Genomic DNA, 24588 nt, shown 5'->3' with positions numbered 1-24588 from the left:
GCCTCCTCTCCCTCTCCCCGTGAAGGACGGGGAGAGGGAGAGGAGGCAGCGCCGCTGGCCTTGAGGGCAGCAGAGACGCTTTTTTTCTTCATCGCACTGACCGGCAAATTGGCGGCATCGCCGTATTTCTTCGCGCCCGCATAGGCGCCGGCCTTGCCCTGCACGGTGCGCTGTTTGGCGGTGGGATCGTCGACCACGGCGAGCTCGGTGGCGCGCAGCCGCTTGACCTCGTCGCGCAGGCGGGCGGCTTCCTCGAAGTTCAAATCGGCGGCGGCCTCGCGCATCCGCGTCTCAAGATCGCCGAGCACGGCCTCGAAATTGTGGCCGATCGAGATGACGTCGTCGGTCATGTCGTGGCCGCCGATCTCGACCAGCACATGGTCGCGCTCGTAGACGCTGTTCATGATGTCGCCGATCGACTTCTTGATGCTCTCCGGCGTGATGCCATGCGCCGTGTTGTACTCCACCTGCTTTTCGCGACGGCGGTCGGTTTCGGCGATGGCGCGCTCCATCGAGCCCGTTATCTGGTCGGCATAGAGGATCACCTTGCCGTCGACGTTGCGCGCGGCGCGGCCGATGGTCTGGATCAGCGAGGTCTCGCTGCGCAAAAAGCCTTCCTTGTCAGCATCGAGAATCGCGACCAGCGCGCACTCGGGAATATCGAGGCCCTCGCGCAGCAGATTGATGCCGACCAGCGCGTCGAACGCGCCGAGCCTGAGATCTCGTATGATCTCGATGCGCTCGATGGTGTCGATATCGCTGTGCATGTAGCGCACGCGAATGCCCTGCTCATGCAGATATTCGGTGAGATCCTCTGCCATGCGCTTGGTCAGCACGGTGATCAGCGAGCGGTAGCCGGCATTCGCGGTGGCGCGCACCTCGCCGACGAGATCGTCGACCTGGGTGCGGGCCGGGCGGATGTCGACAGGCGGATCGATCAGGCCCGTGGGGCGAATGACCTGCTCGACGAACACGCCGCCGCTCTCGTTCAGCTCCCAGCTGCTGGGCGTCGCCGACACAGCAACCGTCTGCGGCCGCATCATGTCCCACTCCTCGAAGCGCAGCGGACGGTTGTCCATGCAGGAGGGCAGGCGGAAGCCGTATTCGGCCAGCGTCGCCTTGCGGCGGAAGTCGCCTTTGAACATGGCACCAATCTGCGGAACGGTGACGTGGCTTTCGTCGGCGAACACCAGCGCGTTGTCGGGGACGTATTCGAACAGCGTCGGCGGCGGCTCGCCGGGCCGGCGTCCGGTGAGATAGCGCGAATAGTTCTCGATGCCGGCGCAGCTTCCGGTCGCCTCCATCATCTCGAGGTCGAAGGTGGTGCGCTGCTCCAGCCGCTGCGCCTCCAGCAGGCGGCCCTGATCATGCAACTGATCCAACCGCATCTTTAACTCGGACTTGATCGACTTGATCGCCTGCACCAGCGTCGGGCGCGGCGTCACATAGTGCGAGTTGGCGTAGATCTTGATGAATTCGAGCTCGTCCTGCTTGTGGCCGGTGAGCGGATCGAACTCCTCGATATTCTCGACGGTGTCGCCGAACAAATTCACGCGCCAGGCGCGGTCCTCATAGTGCGCCGGGAAGATGTCGATGACGTCGCCGCGCACGCGAAAGGTGCCGCGGGTGAAATCGGCCTGGGTGCGCTTGTATTGCAGCGCGACGAGGTCGGCGATGAGCTGGCGCTGGTCGATGCGCTCGCCCTTCTTCAGCGCAAAGGTCATCGCGGTGTAGGTCTCGACCGAGCCGATACCGTAGATGCAGGACACCGAGGCGACGATGATGACGTCGTCACGTTCGAGCAGCGCGCGCGTCGCCGAATGGCGCATGCGGTCGATCTGCTCGTTGATGGACGAATCCTTTTCGATATAGGTATCGGTGCGCGGGACGTACGCTTCGGGCTGGTAGTAGTCGTAGTAGCTGACGAAATATTCGACCGCGTTGTCCGGGAAGAAGTTCTTGAACTCGCCATAGAGCTGGGCGGCGAGCGTCTTGTTCGGCGCCAGGATGATGGCCGGGCGCTGCGTCGCCTCGATCACCTGGGCCATGGTATAGGTCTTGCCGGAGCCGGTGACGCCGAGCAGCACCTGGGTGCGATCGTTGCGCTGGATGCCCTCGACAAGCTCGGCGATCGCGGTCGGCTGGTCGCCGCGCGGCTGGTAGTCCGACTTGATCTCGAAGCGCACGCCGCCTTCGGACTTCTCCGGGCGCGGCGGCCGGTGCGGGGTCCACACCTGCATCGAGCCGTCGTTGCCGCGGAACTCCGGTCGTCCCTCGCGGATCAGCGCCTCCAGCGCCTCCGCGGTCGCCTTGACACCGAGCGCCTCCATCTTGTTGCGGGGTGGACGGGCCAGCGCCTCGGCGTCGTCCTCTTCCGTCGGCAGCCCGAGCTGCCGGGCCAGTTCCGGATCGAGCGTCGGAATCGTGGCGGCAGTTCCGTAATTGGCCTGTGGTGCTTCGTCGAAACCACCGCTCTCTCCGCTCCCTCCCCCCTTGTGGGGGAGGGTCGGGGAGGGGGCTGAGCCACGAATCACGTCGCCTGCAATTGTCCGCGTATCCTGCGGAAACTCCTTCGGCGTCGAGGCCCGCGCGCGATGCGCGGCAGCCTCGCCTCCGGAACGGCGGTCGCGCGAATTGTCCGGCGGCGGCTGCAGGCCGGTACCCGAGCCAAGCCCGGCATCGCCGCGATTAATCGCCGGATTAAGCAGTTCGGCCAGCGCCGGCCCGATCGGCTGCACGTCCGGCCGGTGTGCTTTGGAGTTCGGCGCCTTGGATTTGGGAGATTTTGCGGGGGGAGCAGGTTTCTTCGCCATGCCCCGAATATGGGACGAGTCCGCCCCTCAGGAAAGGGCGAATGCCCGTCTACGCGCAGGCTGCTGACAGCAGGTTGGCAGCAGGGCAGCAGCGGATCTTGCGATCACGCCGCCGGCGGCGGTCCCTCGTCGTGCCCGGCTGCCAGATTCGGCTCGAGGATGTCGAGATGGATGCCGCCGCAATCGGTGCAACGCATGGTCCAGTACTCGCATCCGGCGCGGCCGCCGATCACACGGAGCACGCTGAGATCGCCGTCGCATTCCGGGCAATTTGACAGCACATTGCGGGCATAGATCCTCGGCCGCTGTGCGTTGTCGATGTCGGTGACTGACATCCCGGTTCCCCCCTTTACGCCGCTGTCCCGTTTGAAATCCCGCTCGCTTATTCGTCGTCGCTGTCGGAGCGCCGGCGGAAGCGATCGATGTGGCTCTTGGCATCGGCGATTGCGGCGTCGGGATCGGGCCAGGCAAAGCCGACTTCCATGGCGGGGAACAGCACGCCGTCGATGGCAAGCGGGCTGAAATCGGCGCGCCGGATACGGGCGTGCCACAGCCCCTTGCCCGCCTCGAAGGATTCGATGTCAAAGCCGTCGTAAAGGGTCGTCATTGGTGTCCCCAAGTGTCCTGTACAAGTGTCTTGTAACCGTGTTGTTGGAGGATCAGGGGACCATGTTTCCGGTCTGCCGTATGTGAAGCCGTTCACAAGCGGCTGACTTTTTCGCCCCGAGCGCTACTTGAGAGCGTCAGTTCCGCGCCGCAGTGCGGCCGATCCGCCTGACGGGGCGGGCTGCAGGCCCGGCCGCCGCACGCATGATCCAGCGGCGAAAGGCGGCAAAGTCGCGCTGCTCGGTCTGAAAACTGCGATAGAGAAGATACCAGCGCATGCCCTTGGGGACCGAAAGGTCGAACGGCGCGACCAGGCGTCCGGCGGCGAGGTCGTCGTCGATATAGGGCCGGATGCCCATGGCGATGCCGAGCCCGTCGGCGGCGGCCTGAAGCGCCTGGCCGTAGAACTGGAACTCAGGCCCGCGCGCGGTGATCCTTGTGAGGCCGGCGGCCTTGAGCCAGATCGGCCAGTCCTCGGGCGAATGCGCGACGTGGATCAGGCTCGGGCCCTTCAGATCGGCCGGCCGCTTCAGCGTTGCGGCTAGCCGGGGCACGCAGACCGGCGTGAGGTCGCCGGCGAACAGCGGCTCGGCCACCAGTCCCGGCCAGTCGCCGGTGCCGAGCTTGATGCCGCAGCTCCAGTCCTCGCCGAACGGCACCGACGCGCCGCCGGTGGTGAAGCGCACCTCGATGTCGGGCTCCTCGGCGCGAAATTCCGACAGCCGCGGGATCAGCCAGCGCATCGCAAAAGTGTGCCCGACGCCGATGGTCAGCACGCGGACGCCGGAGGGCGCGGTGACCTGCGCGGTGAGGCTCGCCAGCGCATCGAAGATCGGGGTCAGTCCGCTCTGATAGGCGCGTCCCGCCTGCGTCAGCACCAGACGGTTGGCCTTGCGCTCGAACAGCGCGACGCCGAGCCGCTCCTCCAGCAGATGCACCATGCGGCTGACGGCGGCGGCCGACACGTTCAGCTCGACGCCCGCCGCAGCAAAGCTGCCGGTGCGCGCCGCCGCTTCGAATGCCTTGATGCCGTTGAGAAAGAGCAGCCGCCGCAATTGCCCGACCCTCAGAAAAGCTGATGCCAGGGCAAGATAACTCAGTTTGCGCAGCTGCGGCAAGCCGGGCACAAACATCGGCGTAATTCGTGGCGATTTGCTGAGGCAGAGAGGCTGCCCTTCGCCTCTCCCCGCGTGCGGGGAGAGGCCGGAATCCAAGCGCAGCGCGGATTCCGGGTGAGGGGGAGCTTCCGCGAATCCAACTGCTACTTTCCTCGCGGAGGCTCCCCCTCACCCCACCCTCTCCCCGCAGGCGGGGCGAGGGAGTGAAGCATCTTGCGTCCCTTGCTTGCCGTGCCATCACCGGAGACCTCTCGTGACATCAATCATGATCGCTGCCCTTGGATTGCTGATGGTCGGGACCGCGTTCCTGTCGGGGCTGTTCGGCATGGCGGGCGGGCTGATCCTGATCGGCGTGCTGCTCGCCCTGATGCCGCTGCCGGCCGCGATGGTGCTGCATGCGATCACGCAGATGGCCTCGAACGGCTGGCGCGCCTTGCTGTGGCGGGCGCATATCCGCTGGCGGCCGGTGTTCGTCTATCTGATCGGCTGCGCGCTGGCGCTCGCGCTGTGGTCGATCACGCGCTATGTGCCGGACAAGCCGGTTGCCCTGTTGATGCTGGGTGTCACGCCGTTCATGGCGCGGATGATGCCGGCGGGCATCAAGCCCAACCCCGATAGCATCTGGCAGGGCACGTTCTACGGCTCGGTCTGCATGGGCCTGATGCTGATGACCGGCGTCTCCGGTCCGCTGATGGATACGTTTTTCCTCGGCGGCCAATTCGGCCGGCGCGAGATCGTGGCGACCAAGGCAACCTGCCAGGTCGCGAGCCATTTCGCCAAGCTGGTCTATTTCGGCGGCATCATCGACCAGGCCGCCGCGCTCGATCCGGTGCTGGCCGGCATTGCGATCGCAGCCTCCATGCTCGGCACCAGCCTGGCGCGCCGCCTGCTGGAAGCGATGAGCGACCACCAATACCGCGTCTGGGCGACGCGGCTGATCACCACCATCGCCTGCTACTACATCGCCCATGGCAGCTGGCTGCTGGTCCGCACGCCGGTGCTGGCCGCCTTCGACAAGGGAGGTTTGCAATGAGCGAGACCGCCGATCCGCTGGTGCTGGATTTCGTCGAATGGGTCGCACGCGAACCGCGCGCCTATGCCGAGGTGATCGCGACCTGGAAGACCTCGTGCCCCCGCCTCACCATCTGGGAAGACGCCGCCGACCGCGGCTACGTCGCCCGCGAGACGCTGCCGGGTCTCGGGCTGATCATCGCGGTGACGGAAGACGGGAAGAGATTGCTGCAGATCAACGGGCGGTGACATCTTTGCCTCGCCCCGCCCCGTGAAGGACGGGGAGAGGGAGAGCACCCGTCTCCACATCGTCATTGCGAGCGCCAGCGAAGCAATCCAGAATGTCTCCGCGGCGGCAGCCTGGATTGCTTCGCCGCAAGCGCTCCTCGCAATGACGGAGCATGAGGAGGCCGCAATCATGTCACTCAAACTGTTCGAACTCGTCGGCACCGACGCCTCGCGTCCCTTCAGCCCCTACTGCTGGCGTACGCGAATGGCGCTTGCGCACAAGGGGCTGTCGGCGGAATCGCTGCCCTGGCGCTTCACCGAGAAAGGCGCGATTGCACCGTACGGCTCCGAGAGGGTCCCGGTGCTGTTGCATCACGACAAGCCCGTCGTGGATTCCTGGACGATCGCGACCTATCTCGAAGACAATTTTCCGGACCGCCCCTCGCTGTTCGGCGGCGATGGTGGGCGCGCAATGGCGCGCATGCTCAACGCCTGGGGCGACATCGCCATTGTCGGCGGCATCTTTCCGCTGATCATCGCCGACATCCCCAAGAATCTTGCCGAGGTCGATGCCGCCTATTTCCGCAAGTCGCGCGAGGCGCGCTTCGGCGGCAAGCCGCTGGAAGAGATCATGGCGAGCCGGGATGCCGGCGTCATCGCCTTCCGCAAATCGCTGGAGGTGATGCGCCAGACGCTGAAGCATCAGCCCTATCTTGGCGGCGGCGCGCCGAACTATGCCGACTACATCGTGTTCGGCGGCTTCCAATGGGCGCGCGTGGTGAGCCCGTTCAAGCTGCTGGAGGCGGACGATCCGGTTTATGCCTGGCGCGAAAAACTGCTCGATGCGTTCGACGGGATGGCGCGGAAGTCACCGGGGTTTGCGGTGTGAGTTTCGTAGCCCGGATGGAGCGAGCGAAATCCGGGATTGGTGTCTGCGGAACTATTCCCCGGATTACGCTTGCGCTCCATCCGGGCTACGCGACGCCGCTTCCGCCGCCGCCTTGCGCAAACATTCCCGGCACAGGCAATCGTCGCCCTTGACCGGCATCGGCAGCCGCGTGGTCTCTTCCGCGCACCAGCAGGAACCTGAGAGGTCGCAGCCGAACTCGGCGCCGCAGCGGGAGCAGGCGAGGCGGCGTGGGCCCGGTTCCTGCAACGGAGATTCTTTCGAAATTGTCATGCTTTGCGCAAAAGCTTTGCCATCATTTTCACGTCGGGTTCATCTCCCGCTGCGGTATATTATGCGACGTGCGTAGCCACGCAAAGCGCTTCACGACTGTGCGAAGGACAAATCGATGGCCCGCGATTCGCAAGCCGCCCTGGTTGCGCTGAACCGCTTCGGCTTTGGCTCCCGCGGCGGCGCGTCCGGCGATCTCATCAATGCGGCGTCCGACCCGCGCGGTTTCGTCAAGGCGGAACTGAACCGTCCGAGCGGCGTGCTGCTGGAAGCGCCCGGCCTGCAATCGACGCCGCAGCTGGGGCAGGCCGCGTTCGCCTACCAGGATCAGGTCAAGCAGGCGCGCGAGGCCGCGGCGAAAGCCGGCACGCCCGCTGAAGCGCCGCCGGCGCAAACGCCGGGCGATCCGAAGCCCGACAACAAATTGCGTCGCAATCTCTCGCTCAACATGGTGACGACCGAGATCGCCGGCCAAATGGCCGAGGCGAAACCGGCCGACAATGCCATGAAGCCGGAGAGCATGCAGCCGAGCGCAGCCGCGCCGCCCGCCGCAAAACCCGCACCGCAGCCGCTCAACGTTATCCAGAAAACCTTTCGTGCCGAAGCGCTGGCGCGGTTGCAGCGCGCGACGCTGGTCGAGTGCGGCTTCACCGAGCGGCTGGTCGTGTTCTGGTCCAACCATTTTTGCATCTCAGCCAGCAAGGGCGAGCTGGCGCGGATGTGGGCCGGCGCGTTCGAGCGCGAGGCGATCAGGCCGCACGTGCTCGGGCGCTTTGCCGACATGCTCAGGTCCGTCGAGCAGCATCCGGCGATGCTGTTCTTTCTCGACAACCAGCAGTCGCTCGGGCCGGACTCGCGCGCCGGCCAGAATCGCAAGCGCGGGCTGAACGAGAATCTCGCGCGCGAGATCATGGAGTTGCATACGCTCGGCGTCGGCGGCGGCTACACCCAGGAGGACGTGACCTCGCTCGCGCGCATCATCACGGGCTGGAGCTTTGCCGGCCGGCAGGGGCAGTTAGGGGCACCTGGCTCCTTCGTGTTCAACGCCAATGCGCACCAGCCTGGGCCGCAGCTGCTGCTCGGCAAGACCTATGAGGCGACCGGCTTGGCGCAGGGCGAGGCCGCACTCGCCGACATTGCGCGCCATCCCTCGACGGCGAACTTCATCGCCACCAAATTCGTTCGTCACTTCGTCGCCGACGATCCGCCCCAGGCTCTGGTGGCGCGGTTGCGCGAGGTCTTCGTCAAGACCGACGGCGATCTCAAGGCGCTCGCAACCGCGCTGGTCGATTCCAACGAAGCCTGGCAGGCGCCGCTGACTAAGCTGCGCTCACCTTACGATTTCCTGGTCGCCAGCGGCCGGCTGCTGGCGCGCGTGCCGGAGGATCCCGGCAGCTATCTCAACAGTCTGAACCTGCTCGGCCAGCCCCTGTGGTCCCCGGCCGGACCCAACGGTTTTCCCGACACCAACGCCGCCTGGGCCGCGCCCGAAGGCGTCAAGCTTCGGCTCGACATCGCGGCGCAAATGGGCGCGCGGCTCGGCAACAATATCGATCCGCTTGACCTCTTGGAATTCGCAGCTGCCGACGCGGCCTCGATCGAAACGCGGCGGACCATCGAGCGCGCGGAGTCGCGTCAGCAGGCGCTGGCGCTGCTGTTGATGTCGCCGGAAATGCAGAGGAGATGACGATGGATTGCTGCGAGAACCGGCTCCTCACCTCGCGCCGCGGCCTCCTGCTCGGCGGCGTCTCTTTCGCGGCGTGGGCCTACTTGCCGAAATTCGCGCGCGCGGCGGATGGGCGCGATCCCCGATTGATCGTGGTGATCCTGCGCGGCGCGCTCGACGGACTCTCCACCGTCGCGCCGCTCAGTGACCCCGATTATGCCGGCCTACACGGCTCGATCGCGCTCGCGGCGGACGGCGCGCATCCCGCGATCATGCTCGACTCTTTCTTTGCGCTGCATCCGGCGATGCCGGAATTTGCGCGCATGTACCGCGACAGGCATGCCGCGGTGATCCACGCGGTGGCGACGCCCTATCGCGACCGCTCGCATTTCGATGGTCAGGACGTGCTCGAAAGCGGCTATGCCGGCCCGGGCCGCGTGCAGTCCGGCTGGCTCAACCGCGCGCTCGAAGCGTTGCCGCGCGGCGAGCGCGTGTCGAGTGCTCTTGCCGTCGGGCCGACCACGCCGCTGGTGCTGCGCGGCAATGCTCCAACCGTCGGCTGGGCGCCGGTCGCACTGCCGCAGGCCGATGACGACACCGCGATGCGGCTGGCCGATCTCTACCGCCATCGCGATCCCGCGCTTGCCTCGGCGTTGTCGCAGGGCCTTCAGCTCGAGAAGGCCGCGAGCGGCGACGACATGAAGCCGAAGGGCGGCAATGCGGTCGCGCAGATGCGGCAGGTGGCGCGCGGCGCGGCCAAGCTGATGGCGGCCGACGACGGCCCGCGCATCGCGGCGCTTGCGTTCGACGGCTGGGATACGCACGCCAATGAAGGCGGCCCGGTCGGACGCCTGGCGTTTTTGCTCGGCGGTCTCGATGGCGCGCTCGCCGAATTCGAAAGCGGTCTCGGCGACCGCTGGCGCGATACCGTCGTCGTCGCCGCCACCGAGTTCGGCCGCACCGCGCGCATCAACGGCACCGACGGCACCGATCATGGCACAGCCACCGTCGCGCTGCTCGCCGGCGGCGCCGTGAAGGGCGGCCGCGTCATTTCCGATTGGCCGGGCCTCAAGCTCGCCAATCTCTACGAGGGCCGTGACCTCAAGCCCACCACTGATCTGCGTTCCGTGATCAAGGGCGTGCTGCAGGCCCAGTTCGGTCTGTCCGATCGCGTGCTGGCCGAGACGGTGTTCCCCGACAGCGCCACAGCGCGGCCGATGAAGGGGCTGGTTGTCTAACCAAAACTGTCATTCCGGGGCGCGCCTCAGCGCGAACCCGAAATCTATTCATCCGCGGCAACATGGATTCCGGGCCTGCGCCTTGCGGCGCATCCCGGAATGACGACATGATTGGCCGAGCATCAGGAGACCACCCGCATGTACATCGCCATGAACCGCTTTCGCGTCGCCAAAGGCTCTGAAGCCGCCTTCGAGCAGGTCTGGCTGTCGCGCGACACGCATCTGGACAAGGTGCCGGGCTTCGTCGAATTCCACCTGCTGCGGGGGCCCGACCTCGAGGATCACACGCTGTATGCTTCGCACACCGTGTGGGCGAACCACGCCGCATTCGAGGCCTGGACCAAGTCTGAGGCATTTCGTGCCGCGCATCACAAGGCCGGCGACAACAAGCCGCTTTATCTCGGCCATCCCCAGTTCGAAGGTTTTGAGGTGATGCAGACCGTGGGACGCGGCGCGAAGTAGTGCGCCGCGCCGAAAACGTCAGCCTTTGGTGATCTGGTCGATCTCGGCAAGGTCATCGGCGCTGAGCTGCCAGGCGATCGCCTTGACGTTCTCCTCGACCTGCTCGACGCGGGTGGCGCCGGCGATCACGCTCGACACTTGCGGGCGCCCGGCGAGCCAGGAGAAGGCGAGCTCGAGCATCGAATGGCCGCGCGCCTTGGCGAAGGCCTGGAGCTTCTCGACCACATCCTCGTTGCGCGGCGTGACGTAGCGGTCGCGCAGTGCCGGCACTTTGGCAAAGCGCGTGTCGGCGGGCGCCGTGGCACCGCGCTGGTACTTGCCGGTGAGCAGGCCGCTCGCCAGCGGGAAGAACGGCAACAGACCGAGCTTGTACTCCTGCGTGGCCGGCAGCAGGTCCTTTTCGATGTCGCGCACCACCAGGCTGTATTCGTCCTGGGCCGAGACGAAGCGGCTCACGTTCATCGCGCGCGCGGTGAACTCGGCCTCCGCGATGCGCCAGGCCGGGAAGTTGGAATTGCCGATGTAGCGGACCTTGCCCTGCCGGATCAGGTCGTCGAGCGCACGCAGCGTCTCTTCAATCGGCGTCAGCGGGTCGTGGTCGTGCTGCTGGTAGAGATCGATGTAATCGGTCTTGAGCCGCGTCAGGCTGGCCTCGACCGCATTCATGATGTAGCGGCGCGAGGCGCCTTGCTTGGTGCCGTCGGCCGCCATCGGCTTGGAATATTTGGTGGCGAGCACGATGTCGTTGCGGCGCTCGCCCAGCACGGTGCCGAGCACCGTCTCCGAGCCGCCCATGCCGGCGTAGATGTCGGCGGTGTCGAACAGCGTGATGCCGAGATCGAGCGCGCGGTGGATCACCTTGCGCGAGGTCTCCAGGTCCGTGCGCTGGCCGAAATTGTTGCAGCCGAGCCCGACGGCAGAGACGCGCAGGCCGGAGGCGCCGAGATTACGAATTTCCATGGGAGGTCCTGTCAGAGCAAAGCAGCGGCACATTGTGACTGCGGTGCGCGGCACCGGCAAGGCGCTGCCTGCGTTGCAGCCATGCTGACAAGGAAGCTGCGGGCAAAAAAATGCGGCCCCTGTCAGACGCGGCGACTGACGGGGACCGCTTTGGGGCGCTTGATCGGTGACGGGGGGCCTGATCAGACGCAGCCGCAACCTAGCCCTGGAGTGTTACGCGCTGGTGACAGCCGAACTTATCCACAGGCACATCAGCCGGGGATCAGAAGATCTTGCGATAGACGATGAAGCCGGAGCGTTCCGCAACCTTGTCGTAAAGGGCCTGCGCGGTGACGTTGGTCTCGTGCGTCTGCCAATAGACGCGCGGCGCGCCGACGCTCCTGGCTCGCTCGTAGACGCAATGGATCAGCGCCGAGCCAACGCCCTTGCCGCGTGCCGCCTCGGCGGTGAACAGGTCCTGCAGATAGCATGACGGCTCGATCGCAGTGGTGCTGCGATGGAACAAATAGTGCGTCAGCCCGAGCAGCCGGCCGTCGCTCTCCGCGACCAGCGCATGCACCGGCTCATAGGCATCGAAGAAACGCTGCCAGGTCACGCGTGTGATCTCGGGCGCAAGCGCGGTCGGGCCGGAGCGGCCGTAGAAGGCGTTGTAGCCGTCCCACAGCGGCAGCCATTGTTCGTAGTCCTGCTTGGTGACGGCGCGAATGGTGAGCGACATGTGAGTTTCCGCGATCGATCGATGAGGCGTCCTTCATACGTGATGATGGACGCACCTATCAATCGCGCTGTTGTCGTGTTTGCAAAAGGTCTTCCTGCGGCCACCCTTCGAGACGCCCCGCCTTTGGCGGGCTCCTCAGGATGACGTTCCGCAGCGAAATCTTAGACCCTCATGGTGAGGAGCGACGCTTGCGGCGCGTCTCGAACCATAAGGCCGAGCCCTCGCATCACTCCGCAACACGCAGATAGCGGATCAGCCTGCGGCCAGTGGGATCGCGCAGCGAGCGGTAGTAATCGGCGCGGGACGGCGCATCGGTGTGGCGCACGAGGTCGGTGACCGGCGTGTAGCTCAGCATGCGTCCGCCGTCGGGCAGAGCGGCGCAGACGAAGCGCAGCACCTCGCCATTGCGCAAGCTGATGTTGATCGGCGTGGTATCGCCGATCCGCACCATCTCCATGCGCTGCGCGATGAAGGTGCCGAGTTCGTCCTCCGGCAGTTCGAACGCGCCTGTGTCGCGGCCGTGATACATCAGCGCGATGAAGGGCGGCTTGCTGTCGGCTACTTCGTCCGGCAGCGCAAAATAGTCGCGGAACGCGCGGTTGATGAATTCGGCGCGCGTCTCGGCATCGAGCAGCACGATGCCGATATCGACCTGGTCGAGCGCAGCCGACAGCCGCGCGGCGGTGGCGTGGTTGCGGCGCTCGGAGGCGAATGCGCCGATCAGGCGCTCGCGCATCAGCCCGGTGGTGGCGGCGGTGGCGGCGGCCGCGAAGGCCAGGAGAGCGAGTGCGACCAGGTCTGCCGCGGCGAAGCCGGGCCCGGCGCGATGGCCGAGGACGTACGGCGCCGCGCCGACCATCGCGATGACCGCGCTGGTCATCGCGGAGGCGAAGCCCGACAGCGAGCCTGCAACGGCGACGATGCATACGAATAGCGGCGCGGGCGAGGGGACGGGCAGATGGCGGTCGAGCAGGACCGCCAGCAGCGCGATCGCTGCCGTCAACGCCGGACCGGAGATGGCACGCCATCCGAGCCGCATGGGCCTGTCTCGCTGCTCCCGTACGAGGTAAGGCCGCAACATTGACTGATTGTTGCGCCAATGCGATGCGATTTCGTGCGATGCGCTTAAGGCAGACTTACGCAGGCGCACAAAGCTTTCGGATGATTTTAGACCAAGTGCGCGTGCTTCACGCGTTGTTGCAGGGGCGCGTTCAGCGTCGACGTCCCCGGGCTCTTGCGCATGCCGGTGAAAATCAACAGCGACGCCGCGACCAGGATGGCCGCAGTCAGGGTGATTGCAACGACTACCACAGGCGATTTCATCGACGTCCTGTCGCGATGCCGGCCGGCACGGGCCGCACGGCGCCTTGAAGGCTGGTCAAGGATGAAACGGGGATCAGACCGGCAGGCCCATCGCCATGGTCGTCTTGGTCGACAGCACTGTCAGGGTGACGATCAGACACAACGACAACGCGGCGACGGCGAGCGAGGCCGCCACCGCATGGGTCAACCGGGAAGACGCGACGGTGGCGGGTAGGCCCTGAAAGCCTGCCGTGCCGGACGCCCGAATCATGGTCTAAATCCTTCAACGTGCGGGCGAATCACCCGCGACTTTCCACATTTTCCCAGTTTCAACCGGCAACATTGCGGCGGCCGTCGCGCCAAAAAAGGCGGGATTGCGGCAAAGACAGGCGTTATGCCCGCTATCCGCCGGAGCAGCGTTTAGCGGTCAGACACCTGCCGCGATGCTGGCCGGATCGTCGACGTCGGCCGGCCGCCAGTCCATCGCGACGTACCCGGGCGCTGCTTCGACGCGCTTCAGCCAGTCCCGGATTGCCGGGAAAGTCGAGAGGTCGAAGTCGCAGCGGTCGGCGAGATGGGTGTAGCCGTAGAGCGCGATGTCGGCGACCGTGAGCTGACACGCGGCGAAATAGGCGTTGGCCTTGAGGTGATTTTCCATCACCTGGAGCGCGCCATAACCGCGCTCCATCCAGTCCTCCAGCGAATGGGTCTGGAGGTCGCGGCCGCCCCTCACCAGCGACAGCCAGAAATAGGCCGCACCGATATTCGGCTCGAGCGCGTGCTGCTCGAAGAACATCCATTGCAGCGCTTCGGCGCGTTCGATGCGGTTCTCCGGCGCGAGCGGTGTGCCGACGGCGACATACCAGAGGATGGCGTTGGATTCGGCGAGGTAGCGGTCAGCGCCGACCTCGAGCAACGGCACCTGGCCGGACGGGTTCTTCGCCAGAAAATCCGGCGTGCGGCTCTCGCCGCGCAGAATGTCCACCTCGACCGCTTCGTAAGGCAAGTTCAACAGCGCCAGCGCCAGGCGGACCTTGTAGCTGTTGCCGGAGCGTTGCATCGAATAGAGCTTGTACATTCTGAGAATGATTCCGAACGACGGGAAAGGCGCGGTGCTTGTTGCCCCGCAACGCGGCTAAACAATGATGCGGTTGCGAATCCGCCGCAAGAGCCGGTCAATAGAAAAACTCGAAAACCCTACCGCACTGCAACGCTGCGGAAGATCATTTTCGTAACGCGATGCAATTCAGATCACGCTTGCGTCAACATGCGGACGCATCGCTCCGCGCGATCGTGTGCAAGGTAGGGCGATAGAGCTTCCGCACGTCATGGCCGGGCATAGCCGTCCGAAGGACGGCGTCGCTTCCGCTCGCCTATGTCCCGGCCATCCACGCCTTGCTCCGTGGCCCGAAGAACGTGGATGCCCGGGACAAGCCCGGGCATGACGAACCTCTGTTTGCATAACAATCAACGTTTGCATGACAATCAACACGCAAAATTGCTCCGAGGACAGGCCATGCCGGATATGAGGGATTCCGTCGGCAAAGTTTCGGAATATTGCGTGGAATCGTGCCGCGAAACGCCCGGATTCGTAAACTTTTCCAGGATTGGCCGAAGTTTCTTGCGATGCAGCGGCGCACGTTTTAGGGTGGCTCATTCCCACAATCAGAGTCGTGAACGCCTCAAGGGTTCACGACGCTCGCCAGGAGATGATGATGTCCTTCCTTGCTGCTGCGCTCGACCGTGTGAAGCCGTCCGCGACCATCGCGGTCACGGATAAAGCACGCGCGCTGAAAGCGGCGGGCCGCAACGTCATCGGCCTCGGCGCCGGCGAGCCGGACTTCGACACGCCCGCCAACATCAAGCTGGCGGCGATCCGCGCCATCGAGGCCGGCAAGACCAAGTACACTGCGGTCGACGGCATTCCCGAGCTGAAGGAAGCGATCATCGCGAAGTTTCAGCGCGAGAACGGCGTCGTCTACAAGCCGAACCAGATCATCGTCGGCACCGGCGGCAAGCAGGTGCTCTACAACGCGCTGATGGCGACCATCAATCCGGGCGACGAGGTGATCATCCCCGCGCCCTACTGGGTCAGCTACCCCGAGATGGTGGCGCTCGCCGGCGGCGAGCCGGTGCCGGTGGTCTGCACCGCCGCGGCCGGCTTCAAGCTCCAGGCCGAGGCGCTCGAGCGCGCGATCACGCCCAAGACCAAATGGGTGATCCTGTGCTCCCCGTCGAACCCGACCGGCGCGGCCTATACGCGCGCCGAGCTGAAGGCGCTCACCGACGTGCTGGTCAGGCATCCGCACGTCTGGGTCATGACCGACGACATGTACGAGCACCTCGTCTATGACGACTTCCAGTTCACCACGGTGGCGCAGGTCGAGCCGAAACTCTACGACCGCACCCTCACCGTGAACGGCGTGTCCAAGGCCTATTGCATGACCGGCTGGCGCATCGGCTATGCCGGCGGCCCGGCCCAGCTGATCAAGGCGATGGCGACGATCCAGTCGCAGTCGACCTCGAACCCGAGTTCGATCGCGCAGTGGGCGGCGGTGGAAGCGCTGAACGGCCCGCAGGACTTCATCCCTGCCAACAACAAGGTGTTCAAGGAGCGCCGCGACCTCGTCGTCTCCATGCTCAACCAGGCCAAGGGCATCGAGTGCCCGCGGCCGGAAGGCGCGTTCTACGTCTATCCGTCATGCGCCGGCACGATCGGCAAGACCGCGCCATCGGGCAAGGTGATCAGCAACGATGAGGAGTTCGTCACCGAGCTGCTGGAGACCGAAGGCGTCGCCGTCGTGCAGGGTTCGGCCTTCGGCCTCGGCCCGGCTTTCCGCATCTCCTATGCCACCGCGACCTCCGACCTCGAAGAAGCCTGCAAGCGTATCCAGCGCTTCTGCGGCAATCTGCGTTGATCGCGTAACAACGAACTTGTCTTGCGCCGCATACGATGCACCCCTCTCCCCTTGTGGGAGAAGGGAAGAGCACCAATTCGCGGCCGGCGATCTGGCACCGCCAGGACTCTTGTGGCATAGACCATCGCGCGGCTTGTGCCGCGCCCTCCATGCCCGCCTCACTTCCATCGCCGGAGACACTCAATGCGCCGTTCATTCCTTCTCGCCGGGCTCGCCGCCGCGAGTCTTGTTGCCTCGGTTGCCGGCGGCAGCGCACAGCAGCGGAGTGTCCAGGTCGGCGTGCTCGAATGCCGTGGCGGCGCCAGCGTGGGCTTCGTGGTGGGCTCGGTGACCAATCTCGGCTGCGTGCTGCGCGTCAACGGCGTACCCGATGACCGTTATGTCGCGACGATCCGCAAAGTGGGCCTCGACATCGGCATCACCCAGGAGACCGCGCTGGCCTGGGGCGTGTTCGCGCCGGTCGACCGGCTGGGACCGGGCGACCTCTCCGGCACCTATGCCGGCGCGCAAGGCAGCGCCTCGGTCGGCGTCGGCCTCGGCGGCAACGTGCTGGTCGGCGGCTCCAACAACTCGATCGCGCTCCAGCCGCTCAGCGTGCAGGGCCAGGTCGGCCTCAACGTCGCTGCCGGTCTGGAAAGCCTGGAACTCCGTCCGGGGCGTTAGCAATTTCGCGTGAGCGATCGCGCCGCTCGACAGGCGCGATTTCGGCGACGACGCACCGCAGCGACGTTTCGCGCTTGCCAAATCTTGGGGACGGGCAGAGCATCCGCCTTTGCCGACCCAATCATGGGCCGAGCTCCATACCAAGGAGGCGGCGAATGGGACAAGACGTCAGAAGTCCCCGAGGTCCACGGTGCATTGCACTGGTGGGCCCTTTCCAAAGCGGTAAAACCACACTTCTTGAAGCGATACTGGCGCGAACGGGCGCAATCTCGCGCGCCGGCAGCGTCGACGCCGGAACCTCGGTCGGCGACGCCACGCCAGAGGCCCGTGATCACAAGATGACCGTCGGGCTGACCGCCGCCACCACGAGTTTCATGGGCGACAGCTACACCTTGCTCGATTGTCCGGGTTCCGTCGAGTTCGCCCACGACATGCGCGCCGCGCTGCCCGCGGTCGACGCCGCAGTCGTGGTCTGCGAGGCCGACGAGAAGAAGCTGCCGCAGCTTCAGATCATCCTGCGCGAGCTGGAGGAGCTGAAGATCCCGCGTTTCCTGTTCCTCAACAAGATCGACCGCGCCAACCAGCGCATCCGCGACACGCTCGCAACGCTCCAGCCGGCCTCGCGCGTGCCGCTGGTGCTGCGCCAGATTCCGATCTGGAAGGACGAGCTGATCGAGGGCTTCGTCGATCTCGCCCTGGAGCGCGCCTTTGTCTATCGCGAGCACAAGGCCTCCGAGGTGATCGCGCTCCAAGGCGGCGATCTCGACCGCGAGAAGGAGGCCCGCTTCTCGATGCTGGAGAAGCTCGCCGACCACGACGACGCGCTGATGGAGCAATTGCTCGAAGACATCCAGCCGCCGCGTGATGCCGTGTTTGACGACCTCGCCCGCGAGTTGCGCGAAGGGCTGATCTGTCCGGTGCTGCTCGGTGCAGCCGCGCGCGAAAACGGCGTGCTGCGCCTGATGAAGGCGCTGCGTCACGAGGCGCCCGGCATTGCCGAGACCGCAAAGCGCCTCGGCGTGCCCGAAAGCAGGGACGCGCTCGGCTTCGTCTTCAAGACGCTGCATTCGCAGCACGGCGGAAAGCTGTCGCTGACACGGCTGCTCGCCGGCCATGTCGACGACGGCGCCACGCTGCAATCATCGTCCGGCGGCGCCAGCCGCATCTCCGGCATCCTCGCCGTCAACGGCGCCTACGACAGCAAGCGTGCTTCGGCGGAAGCCGGCGACACGGTGGCGCTCGGCAAGCTCGATCCGATCAAGACCGGCGACACGGTGTCGAGCGGCAAGACCCCGCCGGCCGCGCTCGCCGCTCTCGAGCCGACGTCGCCGGTGCTCGCGATTTCGATCGCGGCCCCCGACCGCAAGGACGACGTCAAGCTCGGCCAGGCGCTGGCGCGCCTGCACGAGGAGGATCCGTCGCTGATGATGGTGCAGAACGCGCAGACCCACGACATCGTGTTGTGGGGGCAGGGCGAGATGCATTTGCGCGTGGCCAGCGAGCGATTGCGCGACCGCTTCGGCGTCAAGGTCACCTCGCATCCGCCCGCGATCGGCTACCAGGAGACCATCCGCAAGCCGATCATCCAGCGCGGCCGTCACAAGAAGCAGTCCGGCGGCCACGGCCAGTTCGGCGACGTCGTGCTCGACATCAGGCCGCTGCCGCGCGGCGACGGCTTCAAGTTTGCCGAGAAGGTGGTCGGCGGCGCGGTGCCGCGCAACTACATCCCGGCAGTGGAGGAAGGTGTCATCGACGGATTGACGCGCGGTCCGCTCGGTTTCCCCGTCACCGATGTGCAGGTGACGCTGACCGACGGCTCGTATCACAGCGTCGATTCCTCCGACCTCGCCTTCCGTACGGCGGCGCGGATCGGGCTCAACGAAGGCCTGCCACAATGCCAGCCGGTGCTGCTGGAGCCGATCCACGTGGTCGAGATCGTCTGCCCGACCGATGCCACGGCCAAGGTCAACGCGATCCTGTCGGCGCGGCGCGGCCAGATCCTCGGCTTCGACACCCGCGACGGCTGGAGCGGTTGGGATTGCGTCCGCGCCTTGATGCCGGAAGCCGAGATCGGCGAGCTCATCGTCGAGCTGCGTTCGGCCACGGCCGGCAGCGGCAGCTTCACCCGCCAGTTCGACCACATGGCCGAAGTGACCGGCCGCGCCGCCGACCAGATCATCGCCGCGCATCGCGTCGCGGCCTGAGCTGTAAGGGAGGCGCCATTCTCTCGCTCCCTTGCCCCGTTCTCACGGGGACGCGACGAGCTCCGCTCGCGCTGAGAGGGTGGGGTGAGGGGGCCGTCTCCGCGAATGCGGTCTGATTTGTGAGTCGAATGCGATCGACAGGCTTACGAGTCGGTTGGTTCTCCGCTCCTAGCAATACCGTGTTCATCACCGGGGCGTCGCCCGCCGTCCGCCGCGCGTTGTTGACCCACGGCGTCACCCCCGCCGCGCGCGAAATATCGCGAGACCATCGCGCGCGCGGTCGCCGACATCAAGGGCACAGCAAGCGCGGCTGTTCCCGCAGCGGATGATGTGGCCGCGAGCTAGAAGGCGCCGCGATTGGCCTTCATTGCCGCCGGCAGGGCTGCTGCGCGCCCTCTCCCGCTTGTGGTGAGGGCTGGGGCGATCGCGGCCGTTGCGATGCGGCGCTCGCGCGCTTGACAGAGCTCGCGGGACGCGAAATGGATCGCCTCGACAAGACCCCGAGGCAAACATGACCGTGACCAAGGCTCCCGCAGCCTGTCTGATCGGATGGCCGGCAGCGCATTCGCGCTCGCCGTTGATCCATCATTACTGGCTGCGCACGCTTGGGATCGAAGGCGGCTACGTCATCGAGGCGGTGCCGCCCGACGACTTACGCGATTTCGTGCTGCGGCTGTCGCTGCGCGGCTTCGTCGGCGCCAATGTCACCATCCCGCACAAGGAAGCTGTGCTCGCGCTGTCGACACCCGATGCGCGCGCACAGGCCGTAGGCGCCGCCAACACGCTGTGGTTCGAGGGCGGCGAATTGCGCTCGACCAACACCGACGTCGAGGGCTTCATCAACAATCTCGACGCCAGCGCACCCGGCTGGGATCGGGCCGAAGAGGCGCTGGTGCTGGGGGCGGGCGGCTCCTCGCGCGCGGTCGTGTTCGGCCTGCTCGAACGCGGCGTCAGCCGCGTCCATCTCGCCAATCGAGCGATCGCCCGGGCCGAAGCGCTCGCAAGACAGTTCGGGCCGAACGTGCAGCCCGTGACGTGGGACGGAATCAATGACGTACTGCCGCGCGCAAAACTTCTCGTGAACACGACCTCGCTTGGCATGCACGGCCAGCCTCCACTCGATGTCGATGTGGCGCGCCTGGCGCAAGCGTCCGTCGTCGCCGATCTCGTCTATGTCCCCTTGGTCACGCCGCTGCTTGCGGCCGCAACGGGGCGCGGATTGCAGACCGCCGATGGGCTCGGCATGCTGCTGCATCAGGCCGTGCGCGGCTTCGAGCTGTGGTTCGGCCAGCGGCCAGAGGTCACGGCGGAACTGCGCGCGCTGGTCGAGGCCGATCTCACAAAGACTTGAGCGAATAGCGCGCAGTCTCCGGAGTTCTATGTCCGTAGGGACAATCCGGAGACCGACATGTCTGTTCAACGTGCAACGTTTACACGTCCGCTCATCGCTGTCGCGATGGTGGCCGTTTCCACCCTCTATGCACTCGCGCAAAGGGCGCCGGTGCCGACGCGCGTGCGCGGCACGATCGAAACCGTCGATGGCGACACGATGCAGGTCAAGTCGCGCAGCGGTGAAGACGTCAAGCTCCGCATCGCACCCGACATAAGCGTATCCGGTATTGCGAAGACTTCGCTTGCCGACATCAAGCCGGGTTCGTTCATCGGTGCGACCACTGTGCCGGGCCCGGACGGCGGCCAGAATGCCGTCGAGGTCCATGTGTTTCCCGAGAGCATGCGCGGCACCGGCGAAGGCTCGCGGCCCTATGACCTCAAGCCCAACTCCAGCATGACCAACGCGACGGTGGCCGAGAGTGTCGTCGGCAATGACGGCCACACCCTGCTCGTCAAATACAAGGACGGCGAGAAGAAGGTGTTCGTCGCCGACAACACGCCGGTGGTGACTTTCGTGCCCGGCGACAAATCCGACCTGAAGACCGGCGCCAAGGTTATCGCCTTCGTCAAGCCGCTGCCGGACGGCTCACTCGAAGCCAATCGCGTCAGCGTCGGCCGCGAGGGCCTGACGCCGCCGATGTGAGGGATGAACGGCCACCACTCGGAGGTCAGGGACGCACGGCTTCTCGCTCCCTCGCCCCGTTCTTACGGGGAGAGGGTGGGGTGAGGGGCCGTCTCCGCGAGTCGGCTTTGACTTGTGAGATGACTATCTAGTTCAGAGGTCATCACACGAGTCGAATGGACCTTCATTTCGGCAACCAGTCTGCCCTGCCCCTCACCCGGATGCGCCGGACGATGCTTCGCATCGCCGAGGCGATCCGACCTCTCCCCGCTGAAGAGCGGGGAGAGGTTAAGTACGGCCGTCACTCCGCAATGATGTGCTCGTCGATCTCGTCGATCCGGTTGACGCCGCACAGGCCCATGGTCGTGAGCAGTTCCTTCTGGATGATGTCGATCGCCTTGGCGACGCCGGCCTGGCCGCCGGCACCCAGGCCGTAGGCATAGGCGCGGCCGATCATGCAGGACTTTGCTCCGAGCGCGAGCGCGCGCATCACGTCCTGGCCGGAGCGGATGCCGCCGTCGAACATGATCTCCATCCTCTCACCGACGGCGTCGACGATCTCGGGCAGCACCTCGATCGAGGACGGCGCGCCGTCGAGTTGGCGGCCGCCATGGTTGGACACGACCAGCGCCTGCGCGCCGGTCTTGGCGGCAAGTTCGGCGTCCTCGACGTCGAGGATGCCCTTCAAAATCAGCTTGCCCGGCCAGATGCTGCGGATCCAGTCGATGTCCTTCCAGTTCAGCGAGGTGTCGAACTGCGAGTTGATCCAGGTCGACAGCGATGTGATGTCGTCGCTGATCTTCAGATGACCGGCGAGATTGCCGAAGGTGCGGCGCTTGCCCTGCAGCACGCCGGACACCCAGGCCGGCTTGGTCGCGAAATCGACCAGCTTCGACAGTGACCATTCCGGCGGCACCGTCATGCCGTTCTTGATGTCCTGATGACGTTGCCCGATCACCTGGAGGTCGACGGTGAGCACGAGCGCGCTGCACTTGGCCGCGATCGCGCGCTGGATCAGCTCCTTGATGAAACCGCGGTCCTTCATCACGTAGAGCTGGAACCAGAACGGCTTCTCGACACTGGCCGCGATGTCTTCGATCGAGCAGATCGACATCGTCGACTGCGTGAACGGGATGCCGGCGGCTTGCGCGGCGCGGCAGGCGTGGATCTCGCCGTCGCCATGCTGCATGCCCAGCAGGCCCACCGGCGCAAGTATCAGCGGCATGGTCGAGGGCTCGCCGAGAATGGTGGTCGCGGTATCGCGCTTGGAGACATCGACCAGGATGCGCTGGCGAAACTTGATGGCCTGCATGTCCTCGCGGTTGGCGCGCAGCGTTTCCTCGGCATACGAGCCGCGGTCGCAATAATCGAAGAACGCCTTCGGCACGCGGCGCTGATGCAGGGTGCGAAGATCGTCGATACAGGTGATGTGCTTCATGAACGTTTCCCCGCCCGTCTTGCATCGGAAGATTTAGGGGTCATCTAGCATGGTTGGACGCACAGCCAAATCGTTTGCAGATCCTCTGCAGGGAGGGCGCCATGACCAGACCGCGCAGCCAGCCGACGCCGGAAGAGATCAAGGAGAAGCTCCGGCTCGAAGAAGCGCTGGAAGAGGGACTGGAAGAGACCTTCCCCGGCTCCGATCCCGTCAGCGTCACCCAGCCGTCGCCAAGCCTTGGGGACAGCCACATCAAGCGCACCGACTAGGCGGCGGGTTCCGCTCCGTTCCGACCCCGGCGAGCCGTAACCATAATATTAACAACAAGTTATCAGGGCCGCGGCGACCCCGGTTCCGTAATGATTCATCATATTTTTTGAAGCCAAGTTAGCCGCAATGGCCTTATAAGACCTCAGCAAATCAGGGATGCGGGGCCCGTTCGGGCATCCGCGGGTTGTACAACGGGATTCCCTGGTTGTTGCCTGGGGGACGAGATGAGCCGCAAATATTTCGGGACGGACGGGATTCGGGGCCGCGCCAACGGACTGATCACGCCGGAGCTCGCGCTCAAGGTCGGCCAGGCCGCTGGCCTGGCGTTTCAGCGCGGTGATCATCGCCATCGGGTCGTGATCGGCAAGGACACGCGCCTGTCGGGCTACATGATCGAATATGCGATGGTCGCGGGCTTCACTTCGGTCGGCATGGACGTGCTGCTGGTCGGCCCGATGCCGACGCCGGCGGTCGCGATGCTGACCAAGTCGATGCGCGCCGACCTCGGCGTGATGATCTCGGCCTCGCACAATCTGTTCGAGGATAACGGCATCAAGCTGTTCGGCCCGCAAGGCTTCAAGCTCTCCGACGACGTCGAGAAGCAGATCGAGCTGCTGCTCGACGAATCGCTGGACAAGCGGCTGGCGCAGAGCGCCAGCCTGGGGCGCGCCCGCCGCATCGACGGCGTCCACGACCGCTACATCGAATTCGCCAAGCGCACGCTGCCGCGCGATCTGTCGCTCGACGGCCTGCGCGTCGTGGTCGATTGCGCCAATGGCGCCGCCTACAAGGTGGTGCCGGAGGCGCTGTGGGAGCTCGGCGCCGACGTGGTGCCGATCGGAGTGGAGCCGGACGGCTTCAACATCAACAAGGAATGCGGCTCGACCTCGCCGGAAGCGCTGTCCAGGAAGGTGCGCGAGATGCGCGCCGACATCGGCATCGCGCTCGACGGGGACGCCGATCGCGTCATCCTGGTCGACGAGCGCGGCCATCTCGTCGACGGCGACCAGTTGCTCGCGGTGATCGCGCAGAGCTGGAAGGAAGACGGGCGACTGTCGCGGCCCGGCATCGTCGCGACCGTGATGTCCAATCTCGGGCTGGAGCGTTTTCTGAACGGGCAGGGGCTCGAACTCGTGCGCACGCCGGTCGGCGACCGCTACGTGCTCGAGCAGATGCTGAGCGGCGGCTACAATCTTGGCGGCGAGCAGTCCGGCCACATTATCCTGTCCGATTATGCCACCACCGGCGATGGCTTCGTTGCTGCCTTGCAGGTGCTGGCAGTGGTGCAGAGGCTGCGCCGGCCCGTGTCCGAGGTCTGCCACCGCTTCGATCCGCTGCCGCAGATCCTCAAGAACGTCCGCCACAAGGGCGGCAAGCCGCTCGACGATAAGGACGTCAAATCGGCGATCTCCGACGGCGAGAACCGGCTCAACGGCCACGGCCGGCTCTTGATCCGCTCCTCCGGCACCGAGCCCGTGATCCGTGTCATGGGCGAGGGCGAGGATCGCGTCCTGGTCGAGGACGTCGTCGACACCATCGTCTCCGCGCTCGGCCACGCGGCGGCTTGAACTTCTTCCTTCTCCCCTTGTGGGAGAAGGTGGCGCGAAGCGCCGGATGAGGGGTTCTATCCGCGCATACCAATTGCAAGATGAGTTCGCGGAGGCAACCCCTCACCCGTCTCGCCGCTGCGCGGCGATCCACCCTCTCCCACAAGGGGAGAGGGACGAAGACACACGCGCATTCCAGCCATCGAGGATTGGCGGTGGTTCGGCCACAGCTTGC

General features: G+C 65.5%; 25 protein-coding genes. 13 read left to right on the top strand and 12 right to left on the bottom strand.

Annotated elements, in window-relative coordinates:
- The 4 genes from uvrB to GWG65_RS33450 form a co-directional block, all read right to left on the bottom strand.
- Window positions 1-2813, bottom strand: a 2813-nt coding sequence (uvrB, locus tag GWG65_RS33465; RefSeq protein ID WP_275199753.1) for an excinuclease ABC subunit UvrB, incomplete at its 3' end; no start/stop codon positions are given.
- Between the two features lie 104 nt (window positions 2814-2917).
- Complete coding sequence (locus GWG65_RS33460; protein ID WP_275199752.1) at window positions 2918-3148, bottom strand: hypothetical protein; 231 nt, start codon at window positions 3146-3148, stop codon at window positions 2918-2920.
- Between the two features lie 47 nt (window positions 3149-3195).
- Window positions 3196-3420, bottom strand: a complete 225-nt coding sequence (locus tag GWG65_RS33455) for a hypothetical protein (RefSeq protein ID WP_275199751.1) — start codon at window positions 3418-3420, stop codon at window positions 3196-3198.
- 136 nt (window positions 3421-3556) lie between these two features.
- Window positions 3557-4474, bottom strand: coding sequence for a LysR substrate-binding domain-containing protein (locus GWG65_RS33450; protein WP_275199755.1), 918 nt, complete (start codon window positions 4472-4474; stop codon window positions 3557-3559).
- 316 nt (window positions 4475-4790) lie between these two features.
- On the opposite strand from GWG65_RS33450, the gene GWG65_RS33445 reads away from it, so the two are divergent.
- The 3 genes from GWG65_RS33445 to GWG65_RS33435 all read left to right on the top strand — a co-directional run bounded on the left by GWG65_RS33445 (window position 4791) and on the right by GWG65_RS33435 (window position 6665).
- Window positions 4791-5570 (top strand): sulfite exporter TauE/SafE family protein, encoded by a 780-nt coding sequence (locus GWG65_RS33445; RefSeq protein ID WP_275199750.1) that lies wholly within the window; start codon window positions 4791-4793, stop codon window positions 5568-5570.
- Window positions 5567-5797, top strand: a complete 231-nt coding sequence (locus GWG65_RS33440) for a hypothetical protein (RefSeq protein ID WP_275199749.1) — start codon at window positions 5567-5569, stop codon at window positions 5795-5797. The genes GWG65_RS33445 and GWG65_RS33440 overlap by 4 nt, the downstream gene beginning before the upstream one ends.
- A 169-nt stretch (window positions 5798-5966) precedes the next feature.
- On the top strand, window positions 5967-6665 hold the full coding sequence (locus GWG65_RS33435; protein WP_275199748.1) for a glutathione S-transferase family protein: 699 nt from the start codon (window positions 5967-5969) through the stop codon (window positions 6663-6665).
- Window positions 6666-6728: 63 nt separating this feature from the next.
- Here the strand turns inward: GWG65_RS33435 and GWG65_RS33430 are convergent, their stop codons facing one another.
- Window positions 6729-6956: a cysteine-rich CWC family protein gene (locus GWG65_RS33430; protein ID WP_275199747.1), complete on the bottom strand. Its 228-nt coding sequence runs from the start codon at window positions 6954-6956 to the stop codon at window positions 6729-6731.
- A gap of 115 nt (window positions 6957-7071) precedes the next feature.
- On the opposite strand from GWG65_RS33430, the gene GWG65_RS33425 reads away from it, so the two are divergent.
- The 3 genes from GWG65_RS33425 to GWG65_RS33415 all read left to right on the top strand — a co-directional run bounded on the left by GWG65_RS33425 (window position 7072) and on the right by GWG65_RS33415 (window position 10319).
- A complete protein-coding gene (locus GWG65_RS33425) occupies window positions 7072-8640 on the top strand; it encodes a DUF1800 family protein (protein WP_275199746.1) in 1569 nt (522 codons plus the stop codon).
- Window positions 8637-9857, top strand: a complete 1221-nt coding sequence (locus GWG65_RS33420) for a DUF1501 domain-containing protein (protein WP_275199745.1) — start codon at window positions 8637-8639, stop codon at window positions 9855-9857. Before GWG65_RS33425 ends, GWG65_RS33420 begins: the two co-directional genes overlap by 4 nt.
- Before the next feature lie 138 nt (window positions 9858-9995).
- Window positions 9996-10319 (top strand): antibiotic biosynthesis monooxygenase, encoded by a 324-nt coding sequence (locus tag GWG65_RS33415; RefSeq protein WP_275199744.1) that lies wholly within the window; start codon window positions 9996-9998, stop codon window positions 10317-10319.
- Between the two features lie 18 nt (window positions 10320-10337).
- Here the strand turns inward: GWG65_RS33415 and GWG65_RS33410 are convergent, their stop codons facing one another.
- The 6 genes from GWG65_RS33410 to GWG65_RS33385 form a co-directional block, all read right to left on the bottom strand.
- Window positions 10338-11279: an aldo/keto reductase gene (locus GWG65_RS33410; protein ID WP_275199743.1), complete on the bottom strand. Its 942-nt coding sequence runs from the start codon at window positions 11277-11279 to the stop codon at window positions 10338-10340.
- A gap of 262 nt (window positions 11280-11541) precedes the next feature.
- Complete coding sequence (locus GWG65_RS33405; RefSeq protein WP_275199742.1) at window positions 11542-11997, bottom strand: GNAT family N-acetyltransferase; 456 nt, start codon at window positions 11995-11997, stop codon at window positions 11542-11544.
- 226 nt (window positions 11998-12223) lie between these two features.
- Window positions 12224-13036: a PAS-domain containing protein gene (locus GWG65_RS33400; RefSeq protein WP_275199741.1), complete on the bottom strand. Its 813-nt coding sequence runs from the start codon at window positions 13034-13036 to the stop codon at window positions 12224-12226.
- A gap of 128 nt (window positions 13037-13164) precedes the next feature.
- A complete protein-coding gene (locus tag GWG65_RS33395) occupies window positions 13165-13320 on the bottom strand; it encodes a hypothetical protein (protein WP_148743169.1) in 156 nt (51 codons plus the stop codon).
- 73 nt (window positions 13321-13393) lie between these two features.
- On the bottom strand, window positions 13394-13570 hold the full coding sequence (locus tag GWG65_RS33390) for a hypothetical protein (protein WP_275199740.1): 177 nt from the start codon (window positions 13568-13570) through the stop codon (window positions 13394-13396).
- A gap of 156 nt (window positions 13571-13726) precedes the next feature.
- Window positions 13727-14377, bottom strand: a complete 651-nt coding sequence (locus tag GWG65_RS33385; protein ID WP_275199739.1) for a glutathione S-transferase family protein — start codon at window positions 14375-14377, stop codon at window positions 13727-13729.
- Window positions 14378-15014: 637 nt separating this feature from the next.
- On the opposite strand from GWG65_RS33385, the gene GWG65_RS33380 reads away from it, so the two are divergent.
- From GWG65_RS33380 to GWG65_RS33360, 5 genes are all read left to right on the top strand, one after another.
- Window positions 15015-16217 carry a pyridoxal phosphate-dependent aminotransferase gene (locus GWG65_RS33380; protein WP_275199738.1) on the top strand — a complete coding sequence of 401 codons (1203 nt, stop codon included), beginning with the start codon at window positions 15015-15017 and terminating at the stop codon, window positions 16215-16217.
- 183 nt (window positions 16218-16400) lie between these two features.
- The gene (locus GWG65_RS33375; RefSeq protein ID WP_148743172.1) at window positions 16401-16880 is read left to right on the top strand and encodes a DUF992 domain-containing protein; all 480 of its coding nucleotides are present in this window, start codon (window positions 16401-16403) and stop codon (window positions 16878-16880) included.
- 155 nt (window positions 16881-17035) lie between these two features.
- Window positions 17036-19084, top strand: a complete 2049-nt coding sequence (locus GWG65_RS33370) for an elongation factor G (RefSeq protein ID WP_275199737.1) — start codon at window positions 17036-17038, stop codon at window positions 19082-19084.
- Window positions 19085-19595: 511 nt separating this feature from the next.
- Entirely contained in the window at window positions 19596-20435 is an 840-nt protein-coding gene (locus tag GWG65_RS33365) for a shikimate dehydrogenase (protein ID WP_275199736.1), read from the top strand.
- A 57-nt stretch (window positions 20436-20492) separates the two neighbouring features.
- Window positions 20493-21119 (top strand): hypothetical protein, encoded by a 627-nt coding sequence (locus GWG65_RS33360; protein ID WP_275199735.1) that lies wholly within the window; start codon window positions 20493-20495, stop codon window positions 21117-21119.
- A gap of 280 nt (window positions 21120-21399) precedes the next feature.
- On the opposite strand, the gene GWG65_RS33355 is transcribed toward GWG65_RS33360, so the two are convergent.
- On the bottom strand, window positions 21400-22536 hold the full coding sequence (locus GWG65_RS33355; protein ID WP_275199734.1) for an alpha-hydroxy acid oxidase: 1137 nt from the start codon (window positions 22534-22536) through the stop codon (window positions 21400-21402).
- 101 nt (window positions 22537-22637) lie between these two features.
- Here GWG65_RS33355 and GWG65_RS33350 point away from each other — a divergent pair, with 101 nt between their 5' ends.
- Both GWG65_RS33350 and glmM read left to right on the top strand, forming a co-directional pair.
- Entirely contained in the window at window positions 22638-22805 is a 168-nt protein-coding gene (locus GWG65_RS33350) for a hypothetical protein (protein ID WP_275199733.1), read from the top strand.
- A gap of 225 nt (window positions 22806-23030) precedes the next feature.
- Window positions 23031-24374, top strand: coding sequence for a phosphoglucosamine mutase (glmM, locus tag GWG65_RS33345; RefSeq protein ID WP_275199732.1), 1344 nt, complete (start codon window positions 23031-23033; stop codon window positions 24372-24374).
- The last annotated feature ends 214 nt before the right edge of the window (window positions 24375-24588 follow it).

Origin of the sequence: Bradyrhizobium sp. CSA207 (assembly GCF_029051685.1) — a bacterium.
GTDB lineage: Bacteria > Pseudomonadota > Alphaproteobacteria > Rhizobiales > Xanthobacteraceae > Bradyrhizobium.
Note: the sequence above shows the minus strand (reverse complement) of the source record. Positions and strands in the feature narration are given on the sequence as shown.

Bases quoted from the DNA above. Each gene is read 5' to 3' on its own strand.
- GWG65_RS33460 (WP_275199752.1), bottom strand. From the start codon at position 3,148: ATGTCAGTCACCGACATCGACAACGCACAGCGGCCGAGGATCTATGCC.
- GWG65_RS33455 (WP_275199751.1), bottom strand. From the start codon at position 3,420: ATGACGACCCTTTACGACGGCTTTGACATCGAATCCTTCGAGGCGGGC.
- GWG65_RS33440 (WP_275199749.1), top strand. From the start codon at position 5,567: ATGAGCGAGACCGCCGATCCGCTGGTGCTGGATTTCGTCGAATGGGTC.
- GWG65_RS33435 (WP_275199748.1), top strand. From the start codon at position 5,967: ATGTCACTCAAACTGTTCGAACTCGTCGGCACCGACGCCTCGCGTCCC.
- GWG65_RS33430 (WP_275199747.1), bottom strand. From the start codon at position 6,956: ATGACAATTTCGAAAGAATCTCCGTTGCAGGAACCGGGCCCACGCCGC.
- GWG65_RS33425 (WP_275199746.1), top strand. From the start codon at position 7,072: ATGGCCCGCGATTCGCAAGCCGCCCTGGTTGCGCTGAACCGCTTCGGC.
- GWG65_RS33420 (WP_275199745.1), top strand. From the start codon at position 8,637: ATGACGATGGATTGCTGCGAGAACCGGCTCCTCACCTCGCGCCGCGGC.
- GWG65_RS33415 (WP_275199744.1), top strand. From the start codon at position 9,996: ATGTACATCGCCATGAACCGCTTTCGCGTCGCCAAAGGCTCTGAAGCC.
- GWG65_RS33410 (WP_275199743.1), bottom strand. From the start codon at position 11,279: ATGGAAATTCGTAATCTCGGCGCCTCCGGCCTGCGCGTCTCTGCCGTC.
- GWG65_RS33405 (WP_275199742.1), bottom strand. From the start codon at position 11,997: ATGTCGCTCACCATTCGCGCCGTCACCAAGCAGGACTACGAACAATGG.
- GWG65_RS33400 (WP_275199741.1), bottom strand. From the start codon at position 13,036: ATGCGGCTCGGATGGCGTGCCATCTCCGGTCCGGCGTTGACGGCAGCG.
- GWG65_RS33395 (WP_148743169.1), bottom strand. From the start codon at position 13,320: ATGAAATCGCCTGTGGTAGTCGTTGCAATCACCCTGACTGCGGCCATC.
- GWG65_RS33390 (WP_275199740.1), bottom strand. From the start codon at position 13,570: ATGATTCGGGCGTCCGGCACGGCAGGCTTTCAGGGCCTACCCGCCACC.
- GWG65_RS33385 (WP_275199739.1), bottom strand. From the start codon at position 14,377: ATGTACAAGCTCTATTCGATGCAACGCTCCGGCAACAGCTACAAGGTC.
- GWG65_RS33380 (WP_275199738.1), top strand. From the start codon at position 15,015: ATGTCCTTCCTTGCTGCTGCGCTCGACCGTGTGAAGCCGTCCGCGACC.
- GWG65_RS33375 (WP_148743172.1), top strand. From the start codon at position 16,401: ATGCGCCGTTCATTCCTTCTCGCCGGGCTCGCCGCCGCGAGTCTTGTT.
- GWG65_RS33370 (WP_275199737.1), top strand. From the start codon at position 17,036: ATGGGACAAGACGTCAGAAGTCCCCGAGGTCCACGGTGCATTGCACTG.
- GWG65_RS33365 (WP_275199736.1), top strand. From the start codon at position 19,596: ATGACCGTGACCAAGGCTCCCGCAGCCTGTCTGATCGGATGGCCGGCA.
- GWG65_RS33360 (WP_275199735.1), top strand. From the start codon at position 20,493: ATGTCTGTTCAACGTGCAACGTTTACACGTCCGCTCATCGCTGTCGCG.
- GWG65_RS33355 (WP_275199734.1), bottom strand. From the start codon at position 22,536: ATGAAGCACATCACCTGTATCGACGATCTTCGCACCCTGCATCAGCGC.
- GWG65_RS33350 (WP_275199733.1), top strand. From the start codon at position 22,638: ATGACCAGACCGCGCAGCCAGCCGACGCCGGAAGAGATCAAGGAGAAG.
- glmM (WP_275199732.1), top strand. From the start codon at position 23,031: ATGAGCCGCAAATATTTCGGGACGGACGGGATTCGGGGCCGCGCCAAC.